This is a genomic window from Bdellovibrio sp. SKB1291214, assembly GCF_002209355.2.
In the GTDB taxonomy this organism is placed as follows: Bacteria; Bdellovibrionota; Bdellovibrionia; order Bdellovibrionales; family Bdellovibrionaceae; genus Bdellovibrio.
In genome coordinates this window covers 832,516-854,519 of record NZ_CP106855.1, presented here as the reverse complement: position 1 = coordinate 854,519, position 22,004 = coordinate 832,516, and the positions used below count along the sequence as shown (strand labels likewise).

Here is a 22,004-nt window from a genome sequence, read left to right as displayed (position 1 = left end):
GATGAAAACTAGTTGTCGTCTTTTTGACGGTATTTGTGACGGCGGAACTCTTCGAGAGTTAGAAAGCCGTAGGTTTTTTTGCGGTAGATTTCGATAGCGTCTGCTTCCACGTCCGCCAAAACTTCTTCCATATAGTCCATAGGGATATTTCCATGGGCCATCAATTGCAGTGTGTAAAGTTGAACCACGCGATTGATAAAATCAGATGTTTTTTCGCGCATGTTTTTAGTTTCTTGAAGTTGAGTTTCAACGAGCGTTAGCAATGTATCAGTTTTCATGTTGAAATTATCGGAATGCCAGAATGGAACCTAAGTACTAGTTGGAAAATTGGCCCAAAGAATGAGAGGATGTTCAGGATGAAAGCCATGACACAACAAGAACTTAACAATTTTGTGCAACACTTTTCACAAGTGCTTGAAGGCGCGCAGCTTCAAGAGGTGATTGCCAACGACCGTGGTCTGGCTTTGTCATTTCATAATAGAACACAGTTCTGGATGGTCCTGGACCTTGTTCCTAATACACCCATGATGCTGGTGTTCGAAAATCACTGCCCTTTTAAGAAGGGCCCTAAGCCAAAGCCAGTCGGTCTGTTCTTAAATTCGAATGCCAAGAACCTCTACGTAGCGGAATTCAAAGCATTAAATCAGTACGGCCGTGTGGCGGTTCTGACATTGGCGAATACTTCTATCCAGTGTGAATTGGAAATTCGTTTGATTCCCAAGCAGTGCAACCTCGTCGTCAGAGCTCAGGGGAAAACTATCGCTTGGGAAAGACCTATGGACTTGAAAGAAGCCCCTGCTGTAGAAAATCCCCCGGAGCCAAGATCACTAGTACAGCTGCACGAGGAATGGCTGTCAGAGCAAAAGCAGGATAAAAAACCTTCGTTAGATCCAGTGGCACAGTGGGAAAAACAACGCCAAAAAGATTTAGAAAAAAAACGCAAAGCCCTGGATGAAATCCAAAAGCAAATCGATAACGACAAGCATTTGGAGTGGCAAGAGGTGGGTAACTTTCTAGTGGCCCACCGTTCAATCGAAGTGCCAGAACATTTAAAACCTTATGTAAATGCACGTGAGTCTTTAAGCTGGAATATTGAAACCGCCTTTTCCAAAGCGAAACAGCTGGTCGCAAAAAAAGACGGTGCCCGCGATCGATTGGCAGAGTTACAGAAAGAAATCGCTCAGCTTGAAAAATCCCAATACCGCGAAAAACAATCTGCAAAGCCTGGCCTTGTGGATTTGATGCACAAAGCAGATGCCCGTGGTCGCAAGTTTACGTTGAATTCGGGAGCATTGGCCTATTGTGGCAAATCAGCCGCTGACAACCTTGCACTGCTTCGTCAGGCGAAAGCATGGGATTACTGGTTGCACTTAAAGGATTACCCAGGGGCCCACGCCATCATCCATCGGCAAAGGGATCAAGAAATTTCGCAGGCGGATATCCAAGAGGTCGCCTCATGGGTAGCCCGCGAATCGCTGTCTTCGAAATCTCTGATGGTGGGGCAGAAAGTCGCGGTGGTGATGGTGGAATGTCGCTTTGTTCGCCCCATCAAGGGCGACAAGCTGGGGCGTGTAACATATCACTCAGAAAAGACCTTTCATTTTACTTTGCGTCAATCTTGAGGAGTCTTGAACTGAGAGTCGCAGGGGTCTAAAATTTCCCTATGATTCAAGTAAAAGATCTCACCAAAGACTATGGGCCTCGAAGAGCGATCGATCATCTGAATTTTTCCGTCAACAAAGGTGACGTTGTTGGATTCCTCGGACCGAATGGTGCCGGTAAATCCACGACAATGAAAATCATCACAGGATTTATGGCGCCAAGCCATGGTTCTGCTTCCGTTGCCGGATTTGATGTTTTTGAAAATCCAATCGAAGTAAAAAAGCGCATTGGTTATCTGCCGGAAACCCCACCTGTGTATGCTGACATGTACGTGCGAGATTATCTGCGCTATGTGGCGGCGTTAAAACAAGTACCTAAAGATAAAATCGAAAAGTCTGTGGACATGGCGGTTGAAAAAACGAATTTGGGCGAAGTTCAAAAACGTTTAATTCAACACTTATCTAAAGGTTTCAAACAACGTGTGGGGATCGCGCAAGCGATCGTCTCCGATCCTGAAGTTTTGATTCTGGACGAACCAACGGTGGGGCTTGATCCCAAACAAGTTGCAGAAATTCGTGATTTGATCAAAGCCTTGCGTGGACAGCACACGATCATTCTTTCCACACACATTCTTCCGGAAGTTCAGGCTACTTGCGAAAAAATCATCATCATCAATAAAGGTAAAATCGTTGTCGAAGACAGCATTCACCACTTAGCGACGATGGAGCAGGGACAAAACCGCCTGTTGGTGCGTGTAACGAAAGATGTTTCAGATATGAAATCTGTTTTATCCGACATTCGCGAAGTCATTGCCGTTCAAGCCGGGAATTCCAGCAAAGAGTGGCGGATTGATGTGCGCGGCGGGGATGATATTGTCGCCGCTGTTTCCGCACGATTAGTGAATCAAGGGATGGGTCTTTTGGAATTCACTCCAAGCAAAATGGATTTGGAAGATGTGTTCTTGAAACTCACGTATGGGCAGAGCAGCGAAAAACATGGAGGTGAGTCATGAATGGTTCATTGATCATCCTGAAAAAAGAATTAAAAGGATTTTTCTTTAATCCCACTTATTGGATCATCTGTTTCTTAGTGAGTTTAGTTTTTAGTTGGATCTATCCTTTGCAGCTTTATGGTTTTGCGCAGTTGCTGCTAAACTATGTGGCCCAACAAAATATTCCGGCAAATCAACTAAACATTCACTATGGTGTTTTCCTTCGTCAGTTGTCTTACTTAAATCTGATTCTGATTTTCGTAGTACCAGCTTTGACGATGAAATTATTTGCTGAAGAAAAAAAGCTTCGCACGTTTGATCTTTTGTTAACGTCGCCTGTAACATCCACGCAAATAGTTATTGGAAAATACATTGCGTCACTGGGGGCCGTGGGGGGCATCGTACTTCTGGCCCTATCCTATCCGGTGGCTACTGCTGCCTTGGCGAAACTAAACTGGGGCCCCTTGTTGGTGGCGTTTCTGGGGATCTTTATCGTGGGCGCAGTGTACGCTGCGATGAATTTATTCTGTTCTGCTTTGACTGAAAACAGCTTGGTTGCCTATGTGATGTCGGTGATCCTGAATGTGTCAATCTGGTTTATTGGTATCGGTGCAGAAGTTGTCGATGGCGAAGTGGCACGCAAAATTTTTGAACATGTTTCGTTGAGCACGCATTTGTCCAGCCTTGTCGAAGGCACCATCCGCACGAACGGTTTGGTTTTCTTTGGCAGCTTGATAGTTTTGTTCTGCTTCCTGGCAGAGCGTGTTGTTGAATCTTCCCGTTGGAGATAGTGATGAGCAAGATCAGTAAAATTGCATTTTTGATGGCGGGTATCTCGTTAGTTTGTATGTCGATCACTCGCTACCTATTAGGTGACTGGGTCCCTTTTTGTTGGTTGGCTCTCGGCATGGCGGTATTTTTCGTAGTGCTGGGACTTATTAAAGACCGTGCGTTCTTTAAAGAGTTCCTGACAATGAAGACGACCAAAGAAGGCATGAGTATGGGTGTTCTGATCCTTCTCATGTTGGCGGTGTTGTCGATTGTGAACTATATCGGGGTCAGACATTATATGACTTTCGATTTTTCAACCGGCCAGTCGAACACCCTAGCAGAGCAATCTGTAAAGTTGGTGAAAGGCTTAGATACGGAGCTGAAAGTTTATTTCTTTTACAAAAAAGGTGTGGAAGGAAATGAAGAAAATCGCAGAGCCTTCCGTGACTTGATTAAAAAGTATCAAGATATCAACCCACGTATTCAATTGAGTTTCGTGGAAGTAAATGAGCAGCCTGACATTGCCAAAGACTTTGGTGTTGATAAGGGGAGCGGAACTGCGTTCCTGGAATACAAAGGTCGCAGAAGTCTGTTACAAAAAATTGACGAGCAAGAATTCACTAGCTCTCTAGTGAAAGTGACACGCGAAAAAAATAAAACAGTTTATTTCACCGTCGGTCACGGCGAATCCAGCTTGGAAGATGTGAAAGAGGGCATGGGGCTTAATGCATTAAAGACCATGCTTGAGCGCAACCGTTATACGGTGAAGGCACTCCCTTTGATTCAAGAGCCCAAAGTTCCCGCTGATGCCGACGTCGTGGTTATCGCTGGGCCGATTCAAAACTTCTTAAGTCATGAGATTGACGCATTGGAAGCGTACTTGAAAAATGGCGGCAGTGTTTTCATGGCCCTTGAATCTCAAAATTCTGCAGGTCTGGATAAGCTTGTACGAAAAATGGGGATCGAGCTTGAGAATAACTATGTCTTCAATATAGTTGATACAGTGATGGGGCAAGGGATCAATCAAGGGCCCGCGATGGGTTCGGTCTTTTCCCCAATGAATGAAATCACGAAATCCTTTGGTCAAAGTGAAGTGACTCTGTTCCGTCACCCGCAAGCACTGAAAAAAGTTTCTGAGCCACCAGGCATGGCAATTGATGAATTGGTAAGAACGAATCCAAAATCCATGGCCTTTAAAAGTTTGAATTTGAAAGAGGAAGGCCCCGTGGGCAGTTTTGCCTTGGTCGATCAAGTAATGGGCCAGTGGGATTCTGATCCCAAGAATAAGCCATTCTCTGCGATCATCGCGGGCGACGTGGATTTTATGACCAATCAAATGCTTTATCAGAACTTGAACCGTGATTTGGTTTTGAATGCGGTGGCATCTTTGGCTAAGGAAGAAAGCTTGATCAGCATTTCTCCGAAAGAGCCTCAGGCGACTCAACTTATTTTAAGTGAAACAAAATTCGGGGTATTCATATTTGCGTTCTTAATTCCATTGTCGCTGTTGCTATTAGGCACGGGCATCACTCTGTATACTAGAAGGAGAAATGCGTAATGAAGATCAAAGGTCGCGGAATATTAGTCGCTTGTTTACTTATTTTTGGTGGTTACGCTTTGTATGATTTCATGGTTCAGAAAAAAGCCGATGAAGCCAAAGTGAACGATTCCAAACTTTTCACGTTGAACATCGACCAAATCGACGCGATCGAGATCACGAGGGGAACTCAAACCGTCTCTCTAAAACGCACGGTTGAAGGTTGGAATATGGAACAACCTTTAAAAGACAGCGGTGATGATGCGGCTGCAGATGACATGATTAAAATGGCTTCCGCGGAAAAAGTAAAAGACATCGTTAAAGAGGGCACTGATATTGACTGGGCTACATTTGGTCTGGATAAACCAGATGGCTCAGTGACTTATACGAACTCTGCAGGGCAAAAAACGACTTTGCACATCTCCGCTAAAACTAATTTCGAAAATATGCCGTTTGCTCGTCGTGACCAAGAAAATAAGGTTTTGGTGGTGAACTCCAGTTGGACTGCTCGAATTGAGAAACCAGCCGTGGATTTTCGGGATCGCCGTTTTTTGCGACATAAAATGGCATCCATTGAGAACTTCTATTTGAAAAACAAAGCAGGCACTGTCGAGATCGCATTGAAAGACGGCAAGTGGGTGGACACAGGTTCCACAAAGTTGGATTTGGATCAACAAAAGGTGCGTCAGCTTTTCCACGATATCGTTGATGCCAAAGCTTTGAATTATATCGATGGTCAATTGCCAAAACTTCAACAGCTCTTCACCTTGAATTTGAAATTAGGTGACAAAGCCTGGAAAGCAGATGTCGGGCAGGCCTCTGATAAAAAGATCTATGCATCCGTTTCAGATCCCCAGTTTCAAATGCACATGGCTCCTGGTTCATTAGACAAATTGATTGATCTTAAAACTGAAGACTTGAAAGTTGGGGCGACTCCGAAGCAAGATATTAAGAGTCAAACGGGCGCACAACTGGCGCATGAGAAAGAAAGCAATTAATGCAGAAAATTATCGTTAAATCACCAACGCGTGTGGATTTGGCAGGGGGCACTCTTGATTTGTGGCCCCTTTATTTATTCATCAACGGTGCCTCCACAGTGAATGTTGCGATCAATGTCTTCACCAACGTGGAGCTGACACCGCATGATGACTCTACTATAGTCCTGGAATCCGCCGACTTGAAACTTCGCAAAGCCTACACAAATTTGGTGGAGGCTTTGGCTGATACGGATCCACAAATGGTTTTATTGCAAACTCAGCTACGCTATTGGATGCCAACGAAGGGTTTCACCTTAAAAACTTCATCAGAAAGCCCGGTGGGTGGTGGATTGGGTGGCAGCTCCAGTTTGACGATCGGGCTGATGAAAGCTTTTGCGCAATTTACAGGGAAGCCATTCCGCGACGTTCATCAAATGGTTCATTCAGCTCACAATATCGAAGCTGAAATCTTAAATACGCCGACTGGGACTCAGGATTATTATCCAGCCGCTTCAGGTGGTTTGAACATTCTTCGCTACGGATATAATGGTATCGAGCAAGAAGTGATGGATGTGACAAACACTCCACTGTCAGAAAAGTTCATGCTGATTTATACGGGCAAAGCTCACCATTCTGGTTTGAATAACTTTGAAGTGATGAAAGATGCCGTTGCCAAGGACCCTGGAACAATTCAGGCGTTGCGTGATTTAAAAGTGATTGCAATTGAAACGGAACATGCGGTCCGTAGCGGAAATTGGAATGAACTCGGAAATCTGTTCAAGCGCGAATTTGAAGCCCGTGTTCGTTTGGCTCCAGAATTTTCAAGTCCTGAGATCCGACGCTTGTCTGAACTCTCTTTGCAGAATGGTGCGGAGGCTGTTAAGATTTGTGGAGCTGGGGGCGGCGGTTGCGTACTAGTTTGGTGCCCTCCTGAAAAGAAACAAGGAGTCGCAGACGCATGCCAAAAAGCCGGGTTCCAAGTCATGGGCGCAAAGCCCGTAAATCCGCTGTAAAGAGCAAGGCCGTTAAGAAAAAGCCAGCCAAAAAACTGGCTAAACTTCGTACCGTCGCAAAATCCGCAACAGCTTCTGAAAGTCATGCGGGTGAAGTACATCGTTTTGTCGGCGTTTCTTTGGGCGGCGGGAAAATGGATAAAGCCTGCGTCGCTGTGATCGAGTATTATCCAAAACACAATAAAGTCTTTTTGTCTCGATTGGTCGAAAAGATCAAAAGTGATGAAGTTCACTCTGCCGATTTCAAGATTCACGAAATCATCGATCAATATCATGATGGGATTGATCTGTTAGCATTTGATGTTCCCTTCCAGTTGCCAAACACTCTGCGAAATCCCTGCTGTGGGGAAATCGAAACTTGTGATCAGCCCCATATCAAATGGATGTGGGACTATACCCGCAAGCTTCATAAAAAGAAAAAGCCCCGCAAACTTTTCACGGCCTACACGCAACGTTGTGTGGAAATGTATTTATCTTCTGAATTGGAAGAGCCCTTTACGTTGCAACACGCGATGGGCGCAAATACCGCACCCCTTTTGGCGCGTGCTATGTTCTTAAAGCAAAAGCTAAAAATGGATTGTATCGAAGTGTTTCCGAAACTGTCGGTGTGGAGAATTGGTCGCTCGCTTCATGTGATGAAAAGCCATCTGATGTTTCATAAACATGCGGTCGGTGGAGATGACAGTCGCAAAGCTATCTTGCATGCTCTGAGCACGCACAATATCGCTTTTGTGTATGATCAGGACGTCAAATTAATGATCGAGAACAATCATGCTTTTGAGTCCTTTATATGTGCGCTTACGGCGTTTCTAAGCTTTAAAGGCCTTACGGAGCCAAGACCCGAGGGATTCCCTGAAAACGAAGATTGGGTTGAATTCCCTGTGTCATCCATCAAGTGGAATTCGTTCTGATTATCTGATAACTATGAACCTGTCCGATGCCTTTTTTCTTAAGGAGGCCTCACAATGGCAGGTGATTTTCCATATCTTCACGGTTTCAGTAAAGACGAACAAGAACGGCTGCGTAAGCAAGCTCGCTTTGGCGAATACACAGTTTATCAAAATGTGAACCTGACAAATGTCAGCCACCTTTTAGAAGTCGGTTGCGGTGTTGGCGCGCAAAGTGAAATTATTCTTCGTCGTTTTCCCGACATTCATCTCACGGGGATTGATCTGAGTACCAATCAACTCAGTTCCGCACGTCATCGCCTGGCTGCTTTGCCGGGGTTTGCGGGACGATTCGAAATGAAGGAAATGGATGCGACTAAAATGAGTTTCGGTGCGAACTCATTTGATGGAGCCTTTTTATGTTGGATTCTTGAACACGTTCCAGATCCGATACGCACACTATCAGAAGTGCGCCGCGTTTTGCGTCCGGGCTCTCCAGTTTACATCACTGAGGTCATGAATGCTTCTTTCTTTTTAGATCCGTACTCACCAAATGTATGGAAATATTGGATGGCGTTTAACGAGTATCAGTTGAAACAGCAAGGTGATCCCTTCGTCGGAGCTAAGTTAGGAAACTTTTTGATGCAGCTGGGATACCATGATGTGCAAACCGAAGTAAAAACTTGGTTCTTGGACAATCGTCAGCCGCAAGCGCGGAAAGATTGTGTAGAATATTGGACCGAACTTCTGTTAAGCGCGAGTGATCAATTAATTAAATCACATTGTGTTTCGAAGGATGTTGTGGAAGGTATGAAGGAAGAAATGGCAACAGTGGCAAATGATCCTAATGCTGTTTTCTATTACAGCTTCATTCAAGCACATGCACGCACCTAAGGAGTAAGATGTCAGCTGGCGATTGGAAAGAAATGTACAGCGCTTCGGTTTCAGGAGATTTAGAGTTAGTTCAGTATCACATCAGAAATGGTGTCGACCCGAATTACCAACATCCTGAAATCATGTCCACCGCGCTGGTCGCTAGCATCATCGGAAATCATCCAGATATTTCTTTGTTTCTCTTAGAGCACGGTGCTGATCCAGCACTGCGCTCCGAATTCGACAATCTGACGCCGCTGCAAGCAGCCCGCATGTTCCGCCGCCATGAACTGGTCGCCATTCTTGAAAAGATGGTGCCTAAAAAATCCCTTTGGCAAAAGCTGGAAAATTTTTTTAAAAACTAAAAATCGTCTTTAGATAGCCAGCCCTTGTGCCACACCCATCCTAGGATTGCGAGGGCGATGACGAACATGGCCGTCAAAACACCGAAGTATCCGAAGTGGTGTTCTAACTCGGGCATATATTTAAAATTCATACCGTAAACGCCAGCTAAGAAATTCAGAGGCAAGAAGAAGATCGATACGACAGTTAAGATGCGCATGATTTCGTTCGTCTTTAAGGAAGCTTCATTGGTTTTTTGTGACATTAAGGCCAGGTGCAAATTCAAAAGACCGGTGATTTCTTCGACGATGCTATCACTATCGAAAATCAAACGGGCCAAAGGATCGCGAACATCGTCATAATCCAAAGCCGGAAATTTAGGATGCTGTTGCAGGTTTACCACCACGCTATCGCTAAATTTAAAAATCTTTTTAAAGCCCGAAGCACGACGTTTTACATGATAGCCTTCACGTAAAATGCTTTTGCGACGAAGAGCATAGATGCGGCCTTCGATCGTGTCCATTTTGTTGACCAACTCATCCAAGGGATTTTCAAAACTTTGAAATACCTTAACAAACAGTCGACCAATTAATTGTGACATCGTTATATTTTCAAATGCGACCTTGGCTTTTTTATCTTCAATACAAGGCAGCGGAGTGCGATGCAAAGTCAGCAGATATTTTTTGCCCACAAAGAACACCAACTTAGTTGATAGCTCTTGAATAGTTCCCGCACCTGGGCGAGCTCGTAAATCAAAATGTCGTAAAATAATCATCGTTGAATGATCAAGATATTGAACGCGAGGAAGATGCTCGGGGTCCATGCAAGTGGCCAAGCACTGCATGGGAATTTCGAATTCCTCGGCCAGATGAACAAAGTCCTCTTTGCTGGGGTCCTCGATATCAATCCACTTAAAATCTTGCCATGCATGTTCAAAGCGTTTCATGATTCTAGTATGACGAACTTAAGAGCTCTGCGCTTTAAAATTTTAATCTTTGCTGCGTGGGCTCTGTGTGGATGTCAGTCCTTATTTTATTTTCCCTCTCAAGAAAAGTTTTATAGCCCTGAACGTATTCAACTGAAATATGAAGATGTACGATTTAAAACAGCCTCGGGAAATGAGATCCACGGTTGGTACTTTGCGACTTCACAAAAACACAGCAAAGGAACGATCCTGTTCTTTCACGGAAATGCCCAAAATCTAACGTCGCACTTCATGATGTTTTATTGGCTGCCTAAGGAAGGATATAACTATCTCATTTTTGATTACCCGGGTTATGGTGAAAGTTTAGGCAAGCCGAATCCAGCGAATACGGTGGAGGCAGGAATTGCCGCTGCGGGTTGGATTAAGGAAAACAAAGACCCACGACCTTTAATCATTTATGGGCAAAGCTTGGGTGGCATCATAGCCATGCAAACTGCGATGAAGATCAAAGACCAACAACCCATCAGTCGGATTGTCATCGATGCGAGCTTTTCCTCTTATCGAAAGATGGCTCGCAGGGTCCTAGCTCGATCCTATTGGACTTGGTGGATGCAACCTATTACTTATTTGGTTCTGAACGACTCTCAGTCGCCGGAGCCTATCGATCGTTTAGCACCGATTCCGATGCTCTTCATTCATGGAGCCGACGACCCGGTGATTGAATCTGAAAGCTCTCAAGACATGTTTGCGAAAGCCCATGACCCAAAGCAACTATGGATTGTCCCCAATGGACATCATGGCGATCTTTTTGAGGTTAACAATCGTGAACTTCGCCAAAACTTCCTCAATTATTTGCAACAGTAAACTAAGGGTTGATTCTTTTTACCAAGCCCACTAAAAAGCCTACAAACTTGTAGCCCTTAGAACCAATTCAGTGGCCGAAATTATGGCCATTGCATATATATGACGGGGATTTTGGTTCGCTTTAAGGGGTTACAGAAATACTAAAAAGGAGTTCCTATGAAGTGGGGTAGAGTAGGCTTGGCAGTATTAACTGCTATTCAATGTAAGGTGGCTTTCGCAGCACCAGCGCGTGTTGATTCAGGATTTTTTCCGATCGATATTGCTCCAACTTCTAGCACGTCTGTAGACGATCTTTTCCCAACTCAACCTCGCATCGGTCAAAACCCAGCAGCTCCTGGTCAGCCGGGCGGCATCGCTCCGATCACGATCAATCCAGTTCCAGGAACTCCAGGTACAGGTCTTCCAACAACTCCAGGCACAGGCGCTCCGACGACTCCCGGTACTGGGACACTTCCTTTGCCAGGTGCTAACACAGGCGTTGGTGGTAATGGTCTTCCAGTTGTAGTTAAAGATTCACAAGGTGTTTCTGAAGAGTTCAAATGTAACTTGTTTACGAACGCTGACGACAAAACTTACTCTGACATCTTGTCTGCAGTAAACGCGCTGAACCAAGCCGTAAGCTCTCCTTCTTGCGCGGGCAACCAAATCAACCAACAAGCTGTGGTTGATAACAACAAAAAAATCACAGACGCTATCGCAAAACTTCAACCGTACTTGCTAGCTGAAGAAGAAATTCCAAGAGAAAAAGTAACTGAGATCACTCAAACAGTAGACGTTGCTATCCGTGCAGCAAGCTCTATCGCTGCAACATTCTCTTCAACTGATTTGATGAACAAATCTTGCCGTGACCAAATGAACGGTGGTCAGGTTGCTCTTGCGATCAACGATATGATCAACGGTTTGACTCCTTATGCATTGATGGCAGCATCAATGACTGGTGGTACAGCAGCGATTCCATTCATCGTGGGTGGTCAAGTTTTGACAAGCGCGATCGGTTCTATGGAAAAAATCGTAAACGAAAACTCAACTAAAATTGCAGACCCGTTGGTTCGTCGTGCCGTTGTTGAGAACACATGCCAATACATCCGTCTTGAGCAAAAATACCGTTTCTTGACTAAAAACCGTGATGAGCAAATCGCTAAAATCTCTAAAGAGATGACAGTGGCTCGTAACTATTCTGTAAAAATCTCTGGCGTATCTAAAGAAACAAACGCCTTGATGGAACGTAAAAATGCATTGAGCGCAGCTTCTTTGGAATTGAATACGACTTTGGCTTCTGCATCAGCTCAAGCTGAGTTGGATAAAACATTCGTTCAAAGCACGACAGCTCCAAGCATGATCTGTGAACTGGGTATCAACTTGGCAGGGACTGCGAGCGATTCTCGTTCATACGTTGCGCAAATGTTGAACTCTATCGATTTCTCTTTGAAAGCGACGGACTACAAAGCGACTCCGATCACGAACACTTTGAAAAACGTTGGCAAAGTATACATCCAAAACCTTCAATCAGTGACTGCTCGTAACAACGCGACTCAATGTGCGACGACGACTAAGTACTTGCTTGAGGCGATGGACAAATCTGCAACGGCTTCTCGTGACATCATGAAACTTGCGACTTCTAACTTGGATAAAGAGTTGAAGAAGTCTCCAGAGTACAGACAAATCCAAACTCGTCTTGCGACTTTGGCTGAAAAACAAGCTCAAGCTGCTCGTATCACAAACTCTTTGGATAACTTGCGCAAATACGCGACAAGCTTCAACCAGTCTGAAATCGACGCGGAAATGGCTCGTTTGAGAAATGGTCTATTCCAAACTCGTACATTGGGTATCAACTCTCCAGTGATGGCTTGGTTGAACTACACAATGAACTTGCACTCTGCGGCTGCGAAAAGCTTCAATGCAGGGCTTAGAACTCTTCAAGAGCGCGCATACCGTTTGACTGAATCTGGTGCAGCAGCTGCGGCTGGTTCATACAATGGTTCATTTAAAACTCCAGATGCGAAAGCGGTTCAAAAAATCGCTGCTGACCGTGCTGCTGGTACTAACCTTGAAACGTTCGTTCCATCTAACAGCTTGGTTGCTCAAAACTCTCGTCTTCGTGCAGACATCTGCCGTGAAGCTCAAGACGTTTGGAACCGTTGGGTTGTTGCTGTAGACCACTTGCAAGCGGTGGAATCTTTCTGCCAAATGATCGATGGTTACATCTATGATTCTCGTTCTGAGGATACAGCTCTTGTTAGAACATGCCGTGGTTTGCAAGCTGCTCAAGGCGTTGGTTCTTACTCATCTGATTTGGGTGTGATCAAAATGAATCTTTTGAACAATAAGACTGGCAACTGGGCGACTCTTGTTAAGAAAAGAATCTCAGCATTGGGTTGCGAAGTTAAATCTGGCTTCTAATCCCAGCAGTCCCTATAAGTAAGTTAGAAAAGACCGATCCTTTGGATCGGTCTTTTTATTTGTGGGCCCCCCAAAAGGCCGTATCAGGTTCCGCGAATTTGGTCCCTGTCTAAAGCTTAAACACCCTAAAAACGTCCTATTCTAATACGTGCGAATTTCGTGGAGCATAGTTCCTGCAACTAAGGGCTTTGCTATGGGAAGACTTCTGTCGTCACTACTCATTTTAGGTTTGATTGTTTCAGGGTGTGCCCCTCGCGGGAACAATGTGCCGGCCTCTGTTCGCGATACGGCTCCTACTCCTGAGCAGCCGCAAATTCGCCAAGCGGGCAATTATGAAGTGATCGAAGGTGCTACTCAACTGCAGGGTATGGAAGTGGCCTTTGATAAGGGGACGTCCAAAATCACCCTTCAAGGTAAGATCCAGCTTAAGACTTTAGATTCTAAAAAGACTCTTCCTATTGATATTCAATTACAAGGTACATCCGATATCCAAGGCTTCGCTGTGATGAAACCGGTGGGCTCTGTTGGTGTCGCTGACATGCAGGTTGCCGCTAAAGCCACTTGTTTAGGTGTTGAGGCGGATTGCTCGAGCAACTTTATTGATATCTATATCTCTTATGAAGACAGAATTTATCACCACCAAGTTGAGTCTGTAGAAGACACCATGGAAATGGGTGAGGAGCCAAAACAAGCAGAACCAAAAGTAACGCCTTCTCCGGGTCAAACGGCTCAAGAGGATGACGAAAGTTTTGCTGATGAAGACGGTGACGATGGTCACGAAGAAATGGATATCGAAGAAGGCGCTGGTCAATACGTAGGTGATATTGGTAACGATATCGAGAAAGTTTTGGACAACCCAAAACCAAAAGCACCAGCTCCAAAGCCTGCACCATCAGCAAGCCCTAAAGCGGAAGAGCCTAAGAAAGAAACGCCAAAACAAGAAACTCCTAAGCAAGATCCTCCGAAAAAGGATACGCCAAAGCAGGATCCTCCTAAAAAGGATGATCCTAAAAAAGTTCCTCCCAAAAAAGAGGAGCCTAAGAAAGATGTTCCTAAGGCAGATGATAAAGCCAAAGACGATAAGAAGGATGATAAAAAAGACGATGATAAAAAGGCTGACGACAAAGAGGTCCCCGTCGTCGTGGCAAATCCTCCGAAGTTCGATTTAGTCGCGAAGCTAAATCAAGCCATCGGCACCGTAAATGCGGGCAGTCTGGAAAGAGCAACGGATATCTTGGGTTACCAAAAAGCATATCCTGAAACAAACTTGAAGATTTTAAGACCAGATCGTCTTACGCATTTTGGTACGATTGAAATGGCGTACTTGGTTGCCAAGATGGGTAAGTATACAAAAGCGATCGCACCAGCGCATCCATTACGTATGGGTGACATTTCTAAAAAGAATGGCGGTCGTTTAGGGGCTCATAAATCGCATACAAACGGTTTGGATGCTGATATCGCTTATTACTTTAAAGCTGATAAAACGATGACTAACTTTGCTTCTGCTTTAAAGGGCGGAAAACCGATCGGCGACTGGATGATGGCGCAACAATGGAAGCTATTTAAATATGCTGTCAGTTCTAAGTTCGTAGACCGTATTTTCATCCATCCAACTTTGAAAAAGTCATTGTGTACCTATGCACAAAATCAAGGTGAAATGGATTCGCCTCTGGCTAAAGAGACTTTGCGTCGCTTGGTTTCAGAGGTAAATCACTACAACCACTTTCACATGCGTGTTAAGTGTTCCGAAAGCCAAATTCGTTGTCGCCAAATGGCAGACCCAAAACCAGGAACAGGCTGCTAAGACTTGCAAAGGCCTGCCATCCTTGACAAAATGTCAGCATGGCAGACTGGCGTGAATTGAGCGAAATGAATGGCGATGTTGTGTTCTTCAGATATGTGTCTGAGGGCATGGAGAAATCTCACGACGAAGTCTTTCTGTGGGACATCGATAAAACCTACCTTGATACAACCATTGATTCCTTATCCGGCCTGTTAACGACAGTGCTTGAACGTGCTTTAAGTAAGAAGAATGTTCCTGGTACAAACACTTTACTGCAATCCTTGTCGGAATATCGCAAAGCTCAAAAAGGTTATATGTATTTTCCGATCTATTTCATCACGGCATCACCGCCGCAGATGGAAGAAAGAATTTCGGAAAAGTTCGCCTTGGATAATATTCGTCCGTTCGGTTGTTTCTATAAAGACAACTTAGCAAATCTGCGCCCTGGACGCTTCTGGCGACTGACGAAACAGGTGGGTTACAAGCTGCAGGCTTTGTTGCAATTAAGAACTCGCTTGGCTGAAAACGTTCGTCAAATCTGTTGGGGAGACGACAGCGAAACAGATGCGATCATTTATAATCTGTATTCGGATATTTGTTCCCGCCGTTTGGGGCCTCACGACATTCGCACGACTTTAGAAAAGTTGAATGTGACGGGTGAACAAGTGGATACGATTTTGGAGCTGCAAGCGCAGATTCCAGAAAACGATCCCGTTGAAAAAATCTATATCAATCTGGCGACTGATACGGACCCCGATTACTATTTGAAGTTCGGTCGCAGAACAATGGCGACATACAACACGTTCCAAGTGGCCCTCGATATGTTTCAAGATGGTCGCTTAAGCCTCGATGGTGTGTACGCCGTCGTTCAAGATATGATCTATAACTACAGCTACACTCCTGAAGAATTAATGAAAAGCTTCGATGAATTTATTCGTCGTGGGATCATCGGGCAGGCTGCTTATGAAACGGCTCGCACATTTTTTGTGGAAAAGGGTTTGTTGTATCCGTCGTACTCACCCACTGTCGCTCCACTGAAAGAAAAAACAGTTGTCGAAGGCCGCGTGTACGAAATGGAAGGAATCCACGAACCATGGATTCCGGATCGCATCGATTACCTTCACGATTATCGCTAAAGGCAGGTTCCATGGATAAAAGACTTGAGATGATAGAAGATGAAAATCTGAGATCCGTTCCAGTCGATCCCGTGGGGTTGCGCAAATATATTATCGAGCTTTTAGGATCGCTAACCACCGTTAAAAAGAACCACAACAAGCGAGTCAGCATATTGGGTGAGGCCGGCGTTCACTTGAGATGTTTGGGTGATTTAAAAGAGGCCGAGCAAGTTCTACGGGAAGCTTTGCGCATTGTGAATGAAGAACAGCTGGGGCTTCGTCGCGAGGTTCAGCAAAAAATTAGATTGGCCCATGTACTGCAGTATCAGGGGCAATTCAAGCGCAGCAATGCATTGTTTGAAGAAGTCATTTCTGTGTGTCGTACAAATGACGAAGCTTCCGAACTTTTGGATTTTGCTCTTCAGCACGCCGGGAAAAATCTTTTCGATCAAAATAGATTTACGGAAGCTTTGCCTTTGTTTGAGGAAGCCATGAAGGTTCGCATGAAGCGGAATGCTCCCGAAGATCAAATCAAATCCACAGCAAAAGCCATCGCAAGAACCAAAGCTTTGCTGCAAAATTAATTATTCAAACTTTAAAGGGAAGACTGTCGAGATCGGGTCGCCCGCGAAAGATTTAAATTCCACGCGGCGAATGGCCTCTGTCAGGCATTTTTTGAAAGACAGATCGTTGATCGTCGATGATGTCACAGTGGGATTGCTAACCTTGCCAGTGCGTTCGATGGTGAAGCCCACAGAGGCTTGCCCCACGACGCCCGGAGTTTTTTGCAAGAGTTGTGTATAACATTTAAAGAATGAATTTCTATGAGTGCGAAGAGTTTCTTGAATAAACTCTGACGTAAGGCCTTCCTTGGTAGCTGCTTTGCCTGCGTAACCTTCCGTCGAGGGCGCCATATCAGGCAGGTTTGGGGAATTGGCCTGTTTGCGGTAATTCGTTTCGTAATCAGTCGCAGTCCAGCGAACACCATCACGTGAAATCATGACCGAGCCATCGCGACCATAGCCTTCGACCTGCACATCACCGCGTTTGATTAAAATCACTTGGCGGCCGTACTCTTCATCTAAGGTGATTAAGGAATTCTCTTGAACGCGAATGCGGTAAGCTGAATCAAAAGTCATTGTGGCATCGCCATCAGGACCTGTTTCCACAGAATCCAAAGCATATAAAGACGCCGACCTAGTTAGGTTTTCTTTTTGAGTCATGTTTTTGCGAAGAACAAAGACTTTGCCTAAATTCAAATCGATGCGCGCTAAAGGGCGAACAGTTACTTTTTGTTTTTCAGTAAATTTAGAGACTACGAGAGAAAGAGCTACGCTCAATACACCGAGACCGATAAGGGATGGAATCAACCAGTTGTTCTTCGCCATAGGAAAACTATAGCGAAGAACTTATACTTAAGAAACTTATTTTGCTGGAGCTGTTGGAGCTACAGATGGAGCTGCTGCAGGCGCCGTTGTCGTTGCTGCAGGAGTCGTAAGATCTTCAGGTTTGCCAGCTTCTGATGACGGAGTTGCAGGAGCCGTCGGAACGACAGGAGCTGTTGTCGCTGCAGGCATAGTATCAACTACAGATTTAGTTGCTGATGAAGTGAAAACTGACAAAGCCAAGCAAGTCACCGCGAAGATAACTGCAGCCCAAACTGTCATTTTACCAGCCAAAGATTGTGCGCCTGTTGCACCCAACAAGCTGTTTGAACCTGAGCTACCGCCCATGCCCAAAGCGCCGTTACTTTTTGAGTCTTGGATCAAAACAAGAACGATCAAAACAAGAGCAACGATGATATGGATAATTCCAACAAAAGTAGTCATTTCAAGTATCTCCCAAAGTCCCACAATATAGGGATAAAGGGGTCCCCTCGTCCACCCAAAACTGCCGTCCGTCTAAGTTATTAACGCAATTAGTCACGTGTGGTTGTCTTTAAAGCCAGCCCATTCATACTGGGTGCTATGAAAACAATCATTCAGACTCTGACGGCCCTGAGCCTCGCGTTTATGGTGTCTTGTACCTCCAACGAAAAAGCCCTTAAAAAGGCGGCCGAAGAATCCGCAAAGACTCAGTTCACGGCTGTGATCGAGGAAGAGGCAAAAGGCTATCTGACTCAGTCGGAATCCTTTAAAGCGGCCTATATCAGCTTCATGGCTAAGTTTGCGGAGTTTTCTGCGGAAGACATCCGCATGAATGGCGAGACCATGGGAGTGACGACAGTTTACATCACCTCGTATCCACCGGATGCCAGAAAAAAACTTTTAAAAGTCGCATCGACTGTGGCGCCCTCGGTGGTGAATCGCTTTAATTTCTCCGATGCTTATCGCCTGATTTCGAAGGAAACAGGCATCCCAGGCGAGCCCATGAAGTATCCGTTCGCGACCCTAACTTTAAAAAAGGATGCGAATGGTGATTGGACTGTTCTAAAATAAACAAAAAGGAGTGACCTGATGTGGATGCTTTTTGTTTCTCAGCTTATGGCGGCCAACGTGTGTGTAAACAACATGGCGGATTTCGAGCAACGTAAGGCGCAGATGCCGGCGATGATGCAAAAACTGCCCGTGATGTTCACTGTCGACAGTTTTGCCGTGACGGCCGGTCTGAAAATCGCTCCTGCCGGGGACAAACTGCAACTGACTGCGAATGTAAATGCGATCGGAAGCGGCGACGATTATCAACAGGTCGTCTATATCAAAGAAGTCTGCATTATTGGTAGCAACGTCACGATGAAGCTGGAGGCCGGAGCGAGCAAACGCAGTGAACCACCTCCGACAATCGCTATCGTTGACTCTGGTAAAGTTAAAATCAATAGCATCACGTTTAACAAATCTAGTGAGGCCCAATTCCGTGCGATCAGCAATAAGGTCAGCAAGGATTTAGGTGGCTCATCTGGCACATCAGGCGCGAATTAGGAGGTAGGCGTGAACAAAATTATTCTAGCAACAGCAGCTCTCATGCTTTCACAATTCGCGATAGCGGCAACTTCTGCAGCACCGGTAGAATCCAAAGAAGATGTCATTTTCGCTCATAAAAAAGATCAAAAAATGTTGGGTTTCGCGAATGCTGATTCTTTTGTGGGATACTTCACGCGCACCGCTCAAGCCGATAAAAACATGCGACAGGCAGAGCTTTATGATTTGGCGCAAATTCAAGATTTGAAAATGGACGAGGCGCTTTGTAAGAAAGCTTTGGCGGAAATTTTCGGAAATTTGAACGAGATCACCTTGAAGGCCCAAGACGTAAAAATCTGGACATCGCATACGGGAAAAACTTGTGAAGCATCGATGGTGGACCCCTATGTCCAAGCGGTTATTCCTGAGCGCCGTATTCATGTTGGATTCATTAAAGCAAAGCCTTATGCCATAGTTTTCAAGCTTGCTAAAAAGTCCACGGCAGAGCAGCAGGAAAATATGCGTAGTTTTTGGGACAGCCTTCGCTAAAAGACTGTTTGCTGCCCCTTGTTGTAAGTCCTTTTGTTGACCCGGCCCTGTGAATATCTGACAAAACTAGGCATGTCTTTTTTGGTATTTGAGGGTCTTGACGGCTCCGGCAAAAGCTCACTGATGAAGGCTCTGGAAGCAGAGCTGCAAAAACGTGGAATTCCCACATACATGACTCGTGAACCGGGCGGCACCCCTTTGGGAGATGAAATCCGTAACATGGTTTTGCGGAAAGAAGGTCCTGCACCTACGCCGCGCACGGAGTTGCTTTTGTATGAAGCAAGCCGTTCACAGCATGTGGATCAAGTGATTCGTCCGAAAATTGAAAAAGGCTTGTGGGTTTTATGTGATCGTTTTTCAGCAAGCTCCATCGCTTTCCAAAGCGGTGGCCGCGAAATTTCAGAAGCTGATGTTGTGATGTTGAATAACTTTGCAACCGGCGGACTGAAAGCTCATTTGACGATTTTGTTGGATCTGCCTGTTGAGGAATCCCGTAATCGTCGTCAAGGTCGTGGAGAGCAAAACGGTGAGGGTGAAGATCGTATCGAATCTGAAGCCGACACTTTCCATGAAAAAGTTCGTCAAAGTTTCTTGGCTCAAGCAAAAGCTGACCCGTCATCTTGGTTGGTATTGAACGCTAAAGAAACTCCGGCCGTGTTGTTTGAACAGTTGGTGAAAGCACTGACTGATAAAAAGATTTTGAAATAAGGAATTAAACTTAAGTGGCAAGGCTGTTGGATTTTGTCCTAGGACACCAAGAGGTGATTAAAAAGATGGTGGAATCCTTCGAAGCAGGGAAGCCCGGCCAGACTTTTTTATTTGTAGGTCCCTCAGGTATCGGAAAAAAACAGACAGCAATTGGCTTAGCTCAAGCATTGATGTGCCCGCAAAGCCCTCGCGGTTGCGGTCGTTGTCCTTCTTGTTTTCGAGTGGCTCAAAAAGATCATGCCCATGAAGGCTTGCGCATTATCTCACCCTCAGGTGCGAATATCAAAATTGAACAAGCAAAGGAAATTTTAGAATTTCTTAGTTTGAAAAGTTTGGGTGGCAACCGCGTGATCATCATCGATCAAGCCCAGCTGCTCAATCCACAGGCCGCCAATTCTTTGCTTAAAACTTTGGAAGAACCACCGGATGGTACGTTCTTCTTTTTGATCGCTCCAAGTGTTGCTGGCATCATGCCGACGATTCGGTCTCGCTCGCGCATCGTTCAGTTTAAACCATTAGCGATAGAAGACCTTGCTAAACGAGTGAAGGCTCCTACATGGGCATTGAAATCGGCTGCGGGCAGTTTTGAAAAGCTCGCACAGTTGCAAGATGGACCTGAGCTGGAACTTCGCGAAAAAGCCGTCGAAATTTTGAATGTCTTTATCAAAGACGCTGACTTTCTTTTGAATGAGATGTGGCGCGGGGAATTTAAGGACCGACAGCAAGGTCAGCGCCTGCTTTCATACTGGGTGTCGTTTTTTAGGGATGCCATTGTTTATCAGGAAGGTGCCAAAGCTCAAATCTCCAACTTGGATCAAGCTCCATTGATTAAGACCTTGGCCGAATTATCTCGAGAAAAGCTGCTTAATTTAATCCAAAAAGGCCTAAACGCGGAACAAGCTTTGGGCGCTAACAGAGATTCTCAGCTGGTGATGGAAGAATACTTCATCACGACCAAAGAATTAGTGTAGAATAAAGCCATGACTGAATGGATTGATGTTCACTGCCATCTGAATATGCTCGAAGAGGGCGTCGAAGCGGCTATTCAAAATGCCAAGGCTGCTGGCGTTCGTAAAATCATCACAATTGGTACTGAGCTCAATGATCTGCCGTTAGTTTTGGATTTGGCTCACAAGTATGCCCCTGATGTGTATTGCACGCTGGGAATTCATCCCCATGATGGCAAAACTTATACGGATGAAGTCGGGAAGTTCATTTTGAATAATGCCAGTGATCCTGCCGTAGTTGCCATTGGTGAAATCGGTCTTGATTATTACTATGATCAGTCTCCGCGCGAGGAACAGCAGCATGCGTTTCGCGCGCAATTAGAAATCGCTAAGAAAACAAAACTTCCTGTCGAGATTCATACTCGGGACGCCGAGGAAGACACCATCAATATCTTGAAAGAATTCAAAGGTGATGTGACCGGGATCATTCACTGCTTCACCGGGACTTCTTGGCTTGCCAAAGAAGCGTTGGATTTAGGATTTAATATTTCAATCAGTGGTGTTGTTACTTTCAAAAATGCCGAGGACTTACGAAACACAGTTCGTGGTTTACCTTTGGACCGCATTCACGTTGAAACGGATGCACCGTTTTTAGCTCCCATTCCGATGCGCGGGAAAAAGAACACCTCAGCCTATGTCGTCCATACAGCGAAATTCGTGGCCGACCTGAAAGGCGTGTCAGTGGAGCAATTAGCGGAGCAAACGAAGGCCAATGCCTTAAAAATGTTCCCCAAAATTCAGTGGTAGTGATTTCTTTGTTGTT

The 22,004-nt window shown here is 45.2% G+C and carries 24 protein-coding genes; 20 read left to right on the top strand and 4 right to left on the bottom strand.

All coding sequences use genetic code 11. From position 1 onward, the window contains the following. Positions 1-8: 8 nt before the first annotated feature. The gene (locus B9G69_RS04230) at positions 9-278 is read right to left on the bottom strand and encodes a DNA-dependent DNA polymerase (RefSeq protein WP_088616764.1); all 270 of its coding nucleotides are present in this window, start codon (positions 276-278) and stop codon (positions 9-11) included. Positions 279-356: 78 nt separating this feature from the next. Here B9G69_RS04230 and B9G69_RS04225 point away from each other — a divergent pair, with 78 nt between their 5' ends. Genes B9G69_RS04225 through B9G69_RS04185 form a run of 9 tightly spaced genes read left to right on the top strand, consistent with a single transcriptional unit; the run spans position 357 to position 9,016 of the window. Further along, positions 357-1,622 carry a DUF814 domain-containing protein gene (locus B9G69_RS04225; RefSeq protein WP_088617283.1) on the top strand — a complete coding sequence of 422 codons (1,266 nt, stop codon included), beginning with the start codon at positions 357-359 and terminating at the stop codon, positions 1,620-1,622. A 41-nt stretch (positions 1,623-1,663) separates the two neighbouring features. Next, on the top strand, positions 1,664-2,614 hold the full coding sequence (locus B9G69_RS04220) for an ABC transporter ATP-binding protein (RefSeq protein WP_088616765.1): 951 nt from the start codon (positions 1,664-1,666) through the stop codon (positions 2,612-2,614). Next, entirely contained in the window at positions 2,611-3,384 is a 774-nt protein-coding gene (locus B9G69_RS04215; RefSeq protein ID WP_265437969.1) for an ABC transporter permease, read from the top strand. The genes B9G69_RS04220 and B9G69_RS04215 overlap by 4 nt, the downstream gene beginning before the upstream one ends. A 2-nt stretch (positions 3,385-3,386) precedes the next feature. Beyond that, positions 3,387-4,922, top strand: a complete 1,536-nt coding sequence (locus B9G69_RS04210) for a GldG family protein (RefSeq protein WP_088616766.1) — start codon at positions 3,387-3,389, stop codon at positions 4,920-4,922. Further along, complete coding sequence (locus B9G69_RS04205; RefSeq protein ID WP_088616767.1) at positions 4,922-5,899, top strand: DUF4340 domain-containing protein; 978 nt, start codon at positions 4,922-4,924, stop codon at positions 5,897-5,899. The genes B9G69_RS04210 and B9G69_RS04205 overlap by 1 nt, the downstream gene beginning before the upstream one ends. Then, positions 5,899-6,891, top strand: a complete 993-nt coding sequence (locus B9G69_RS04200) for a galactokinase (RefSeq protein WP_088616768.1) — start codon at positions 5,899-5,901, stop codon at positions 6,889-6,891. Before B9G69_RS04205 ends, B9G69_RS04200 begins: the two co-directional genes overlap by 1 nt. Continuing rightward, positions 6,837-7,802 (top strand): DUF429 domain-containing protein, encoded by a 966-nt coding sequence (locus tag B9G69_RS04195; RefSeq protein ID WP_088616769.1) that lies wholly within the window; start codon positions 6,837-6,839, stop codon positions 7,800-7,802. The genes B9G69_RS04200 and B9G69_RS04195 overlap by 55 nt, the downstream gene beginning before the upstream one ends. Before the next feature lie 54 nt (positions 7,803-7,856). Then, positions 7,857-8,672 (top strand): class I SAM-dependent methyltransferase, encoded by an 816-nt coding sequence (locus B9G69_RS04190; RefSeq protein ID WP_088616770.1) that lies wholly within the window; start codon positions 7,857-7,859, stop codon positions 8,670-8,672. 8 nt (positions 8,673-8,680) lie between these two features. Beyond that, positions 8,681-9,016: an ankyrin repeat domain-containing protein gene (locus B9G69_RS04185; protein ID WP_088616771.1), complete on the top strand. Its 336-nt coding sequence runs from the start codon at positions 8,681-8,683 to the stop codon at positions 9,014-9,016. On the opposite strand, the gene B9G69_RS04180 is transcribed toward B9G69_RS04185, so the two are convergent. Next, positions 9,013-9,939 (bottom strand): CorA family divalent cation transporter, encoded by a 927-nt coding sequence (locus B9G69_RS04180; RefSeq protein WP_088616772.1) that lies wholly within the window; start codon positions 9,937-9,939, stop codon positions 9,013-9,015. The two genes, B9G69_RS04185 and B9G69_RS04180, sit on opposite strands and share 4 nt — an antisense overlap. Here B9G69_RS04180 and B9G69_RS04175 point away from each other — a divergent pair. The 5 genes from B9G69_RS04175 (at position 9,922) to B9G69_RS04155 (ending at position 16,664) form a co-directional block, all read left to right on the top strand. Continuing rightward, the gene (locus B9G69_RS04175) at positions 9,922-10,782 is read left to right on the top strand and encodes an alpha/beta hydrolase (RefSeq protein ID WP_265437968.1); all 861 of its coding nucleotides are present in this window, start codon (positions 9,922-9,924) and stop codon (positions 10,780-10,782) included. The genes B9G69_RS04180 and B9G69_RS04175 overlap by 18 nt on opposite strands. Before the next feature lie 156 nt (positions 10,783-10,938). Continuing rightward, positions 10,939-13,182 (top strand): hypothetical protein, encoded by a 2,244-nt coding sequence (locus B9G69_RS04170; protein WP_088616774.1) that lies wholly within the window; start codon positions 10,939-10,941, stop codon positions 13,180-13,182. A 193-nt stretch (positions 13,183-13,375) separates the two neighbouring features. Next, positions 13,376-14,986: a penicillin-insensitive murein endopeptidase gene (locus B9G69_RS04165; RefSeq protein WP_088616775.1), complete on the top strand. Its 1,611-nt coding sequence runs from the start codon at positions 13,376-13,378 to the stop codon at positions 14,984-14,986. A gap of 38 nt (positions 14,987-15,024) precedes the next feature. Further along, complete coding sequence (locus B9G69_RS04160; protein WP_088616776.1) at positions 15,025-16,101, top strand: phosphatase domain-containing protein; 1,077 nt, start codon at positions 15,025-15,027, stop codon at positions 16,099-16,101. A gap of 11 nt (positions 16,102-16,112) precedes the next feature. Further along, positions 16,113-16,664 carry a tetratricopeptide repeat protein gene (locus B9G69_RS04155; RefSeq protein WP_088616777.1) on the top strand — a complete coding sequence of 184 codons (552 nt, stop codon included), beginning with the start codon at positions 16,113-16,115 and terminating at the stop codon, positions 16,662-16,664. Here the strand turns inward: B9G69_RS04155 and B9G69_RS04150 are convergent, their stop codons facing one another. Together B9G69_RS04150 and secG are read right to left on the bottom strand one after the other, a co-directional pair. Continuing rightward, a complete protein-coding gene (locus B9G69_RS04150; RefSeq protein WP_088616778.1) occupies positions 16,665-17,468 on the bottom strand; it encodes an AgmX/PglI C-terminal domain-containing protein in 804 nt (267 codons plus the stop codon). A gap of 36 nt (positions 17,469-17,504) precedes the next feature. Then, positions 17,505-17,909, bottom strand: coding sequence for a preprotein translocase subunit SecG (secG, locus tag B9G69_RS04145; protein ID WP_088616779.1), 405 nt, complete (start codon positions 17,907-17,909; stop codon positions 17,505-17,507). Positions 17,910-18,047: 138 nt separating this feature from the next. On the opposite strand from secG, the gene B9G69_RS04140 reads away from it, so the two are divergent. The 6 genes from B9G69_RS04140 to B9G69_RS04115 all read left to right on the top strand — a co-directional run bounded on the left by B9G69_RS04140 (position 18,048) and on the right by B9G69_RS04115 (position 21,988). Continuing rightward, on the top strand, positions 18,048-18,518 hold the full coding sequence (locus tag B9G69_RS04140) for a hypothetical protein (RefSeq protein WP_088616780.1): 471 nt from the start codon (positions 18,048-18,050) through the stop codon (positions 18,516-18,518). Positions 18,519-18,536: 18 nt separating this feature from the next. Beyond that, on the top strand, positions 18,537-18,998 hold the full coding sequence (locus B9G69_RS04135; RefSeq protein WP_088616781.1) for a hypothetical protein: 462 nt from the start codon (positions 18,537-18,539) through the stop codon (positions 18,996-18,998). 9 nt (positions 18,999-19,007) lie between these two features. Beyond that, positions 19,008-19,526: a hypothetical protein gene (locus B9G69_RS04130; RefSeq protein ID WP_088616782.1), complete on the top strand. Its 519-nt coding sequence runs from the start codon at positions 19,008-19,010 to the stop codon at positions 19,524-19,526. Positions 19,527-19,598: 72 nt separating this feature from the next. After that, positions 19,599-20,234 (top strand): dTMP kinase, encoded by a 636-nt coding sequence (gene tmk, locus B9G69_RS04125; protein WP_088616783.1) that lies wholly within the window; start codon positions 19,599-19,601, stop codon positions 20,232-20,234. A gap of 53 nt (positions 20,235-20,287) precedes the next feature. Next, positions 20,288-21,205 (top strand): ATP-binding protein, encoded by a 918-nt coding sequence (locus B9G69_RS04120; RefSeq protein WP_265437967.1) that lies wholly within the window; start codon positions 20,288-20,290, stop codon positions 21,203-21,205. A 9-nt stretch (positions 21,206-21,214) separates the two neighbouring features. Further along, on the top strand, positions 21,215-21,988 hold the full coding sequence (locus B9G69_RS04115; RefSeq protein ID WP_088616785.1) for a TatD family hydrolase: 774 nt from the start codon (positions 21,215-21,217) through the stop codon (positions 21,986-21,988). Positions 21,989-22,004: the final 16 nt, after the last annotated feature.

Coding starts and splice junctions, on each gene's coding strand:
- B9G69_RS04230 (WP_088616764.1), bottom strand. CDS start 278: ATGAAAACTGATACATTGCTAACGCTCGTTGAAACTCAACTTCAAGAA.
- B9G69_RS04225 (WP_088617283.1), top strand. CDS start 357: ATGAAAGCCATGACACAACAAGAACTTAACAATTTTGTGCAACACTTT.
- B9G69_RS04220 (WP_088616765.1), top strand. CDS start 1,664: ATGATTCAAGTAAAAGATCTCACCAAAGACTATGGGCCTCGAAGAGCG.
- B9G69_RS04215 (WP_265437969.1), top strand. CDS start 2,611: ATGAATGGTTCATTGATCATCCTGAAAAAAGAATTAAAAGGATTTTTC.
- B9G69_RS04210 (WP_088616766.1), top strand. CDS start 3,387: ATGAGCAAGATCAGTAAAATTGCATTTTTGATGGCGGGTATCTCGTTA.
- B9G69_RS04205 (WP_088616767.1), top strand. CDS start 4,922: ATGAAGATCAAAGGTCGCGGAATATTAGTCGCTTGTTTACTTATTTTT.
- B9G69_RS04200 (WP_088616768.1), top strand. CDS start 5,899: ATGCAGAAAATTATCGTTAAATCACCAACGCGTGTGGATTTGGCAGGG.
- B9G69_RS04195 (WP_088616769.1), top strand. CDS start 6,837: ATGCCAAAAAGCCGGGTTCCAAGTCATGGGCGCAAAGCCCGTAAATCC.
- B9G69_RS04190 (WP_088616770.1), top strand. CDS start 7,857: ATGGCAGGTGATTTTCCATATCTTCACGGTTTCAGTAAAGACGAACAA.
- B9G69_RS04185 (WP_088616771.1), top strand. CDS start 8,681: ATGTCAGCTGGCGATTGGAAAGAAATGTACAGCGCTTCGGTTTCAGGA.
- B9G69_RS04175 (WP_265437968.1), top strand. CDS start 9,922: ATGTTCAAAGCGTTTCATGATTCTAGTATGACGAACTTAAGAGCTCTG.
- B9G69_RS04180 (WP_088616772.1), bottom strand. CDS start 9,939: ATGAAACGCTTTGAACATGCATGGCAAGATTTTAAGTGGATTGATATC.
- B9G69_RS04170 (WP_088616774.1), top strand. CDS start 10,939: ATGAAGTGGGGTAGAGTAGGCTTGGCAGTATTAACTGCTATTCAATGT.
- B9G69_RS04165 (WP_088616775.1), top strand. CDS start 13,376: ATGGGAAGACTTCTGTCGTCACTACTCATTTTAGGTTTGATTGTTTCA.
- B9G69_RS04160 (WP_088616776.1), top strand. CDS start 15,025: ATGGCAGACTGGCGTGAATTGAGCGAAATGAATGGCGATGTTGTGTTC.
- B9G69_RS04155 (WP_088616777.1), top strand. CDS start 16,113: ATGGATAAAAGACTTGAGATGATAGAAGATGAAAATCTGAGATCCGTT.
- B9G69_RS04150 (WP_088616778.1), bottom strand. CDS start 17,468: ATGGCGAAGAACAACTGGTTGATTCCATCCCTTATCGGTCTCGGTGTA.
- secG (WP_088616779.1), bottom strand. CDS start 17,909: ATGACTACTTTTGTTGGAATTATCCATATCATCGTTGCTCTTGTTTTG.
- B9G69_RS04140 (WP_088616780.1), top strand. CDS start 18,048: ATGAAAACAATCATTCAGACTCTGACGGCCCTGAGCCTCGCGTTTATG.
- B9G69_RS04135 (WP_088616781.1), top strand. CDS start 18,537: ATGTGGATGCTTTTTGTTTCTCAGCTTATGGCGGCCAACGTGTGTGTA.
- tmk (WP_088616783.1), top strand. CDS start 19,599: ATGTCTTTTTTGGTATTTGAGGGTCTTGACGGCTCCGGCAAAAGCTCA.
- B9G69_RS04115 (WP_088616785.1), top strand. CDS start 21,215: ATGACTGAATGGATTGATGTTCACTGCCATCTGAATATGCTCGAAGAG.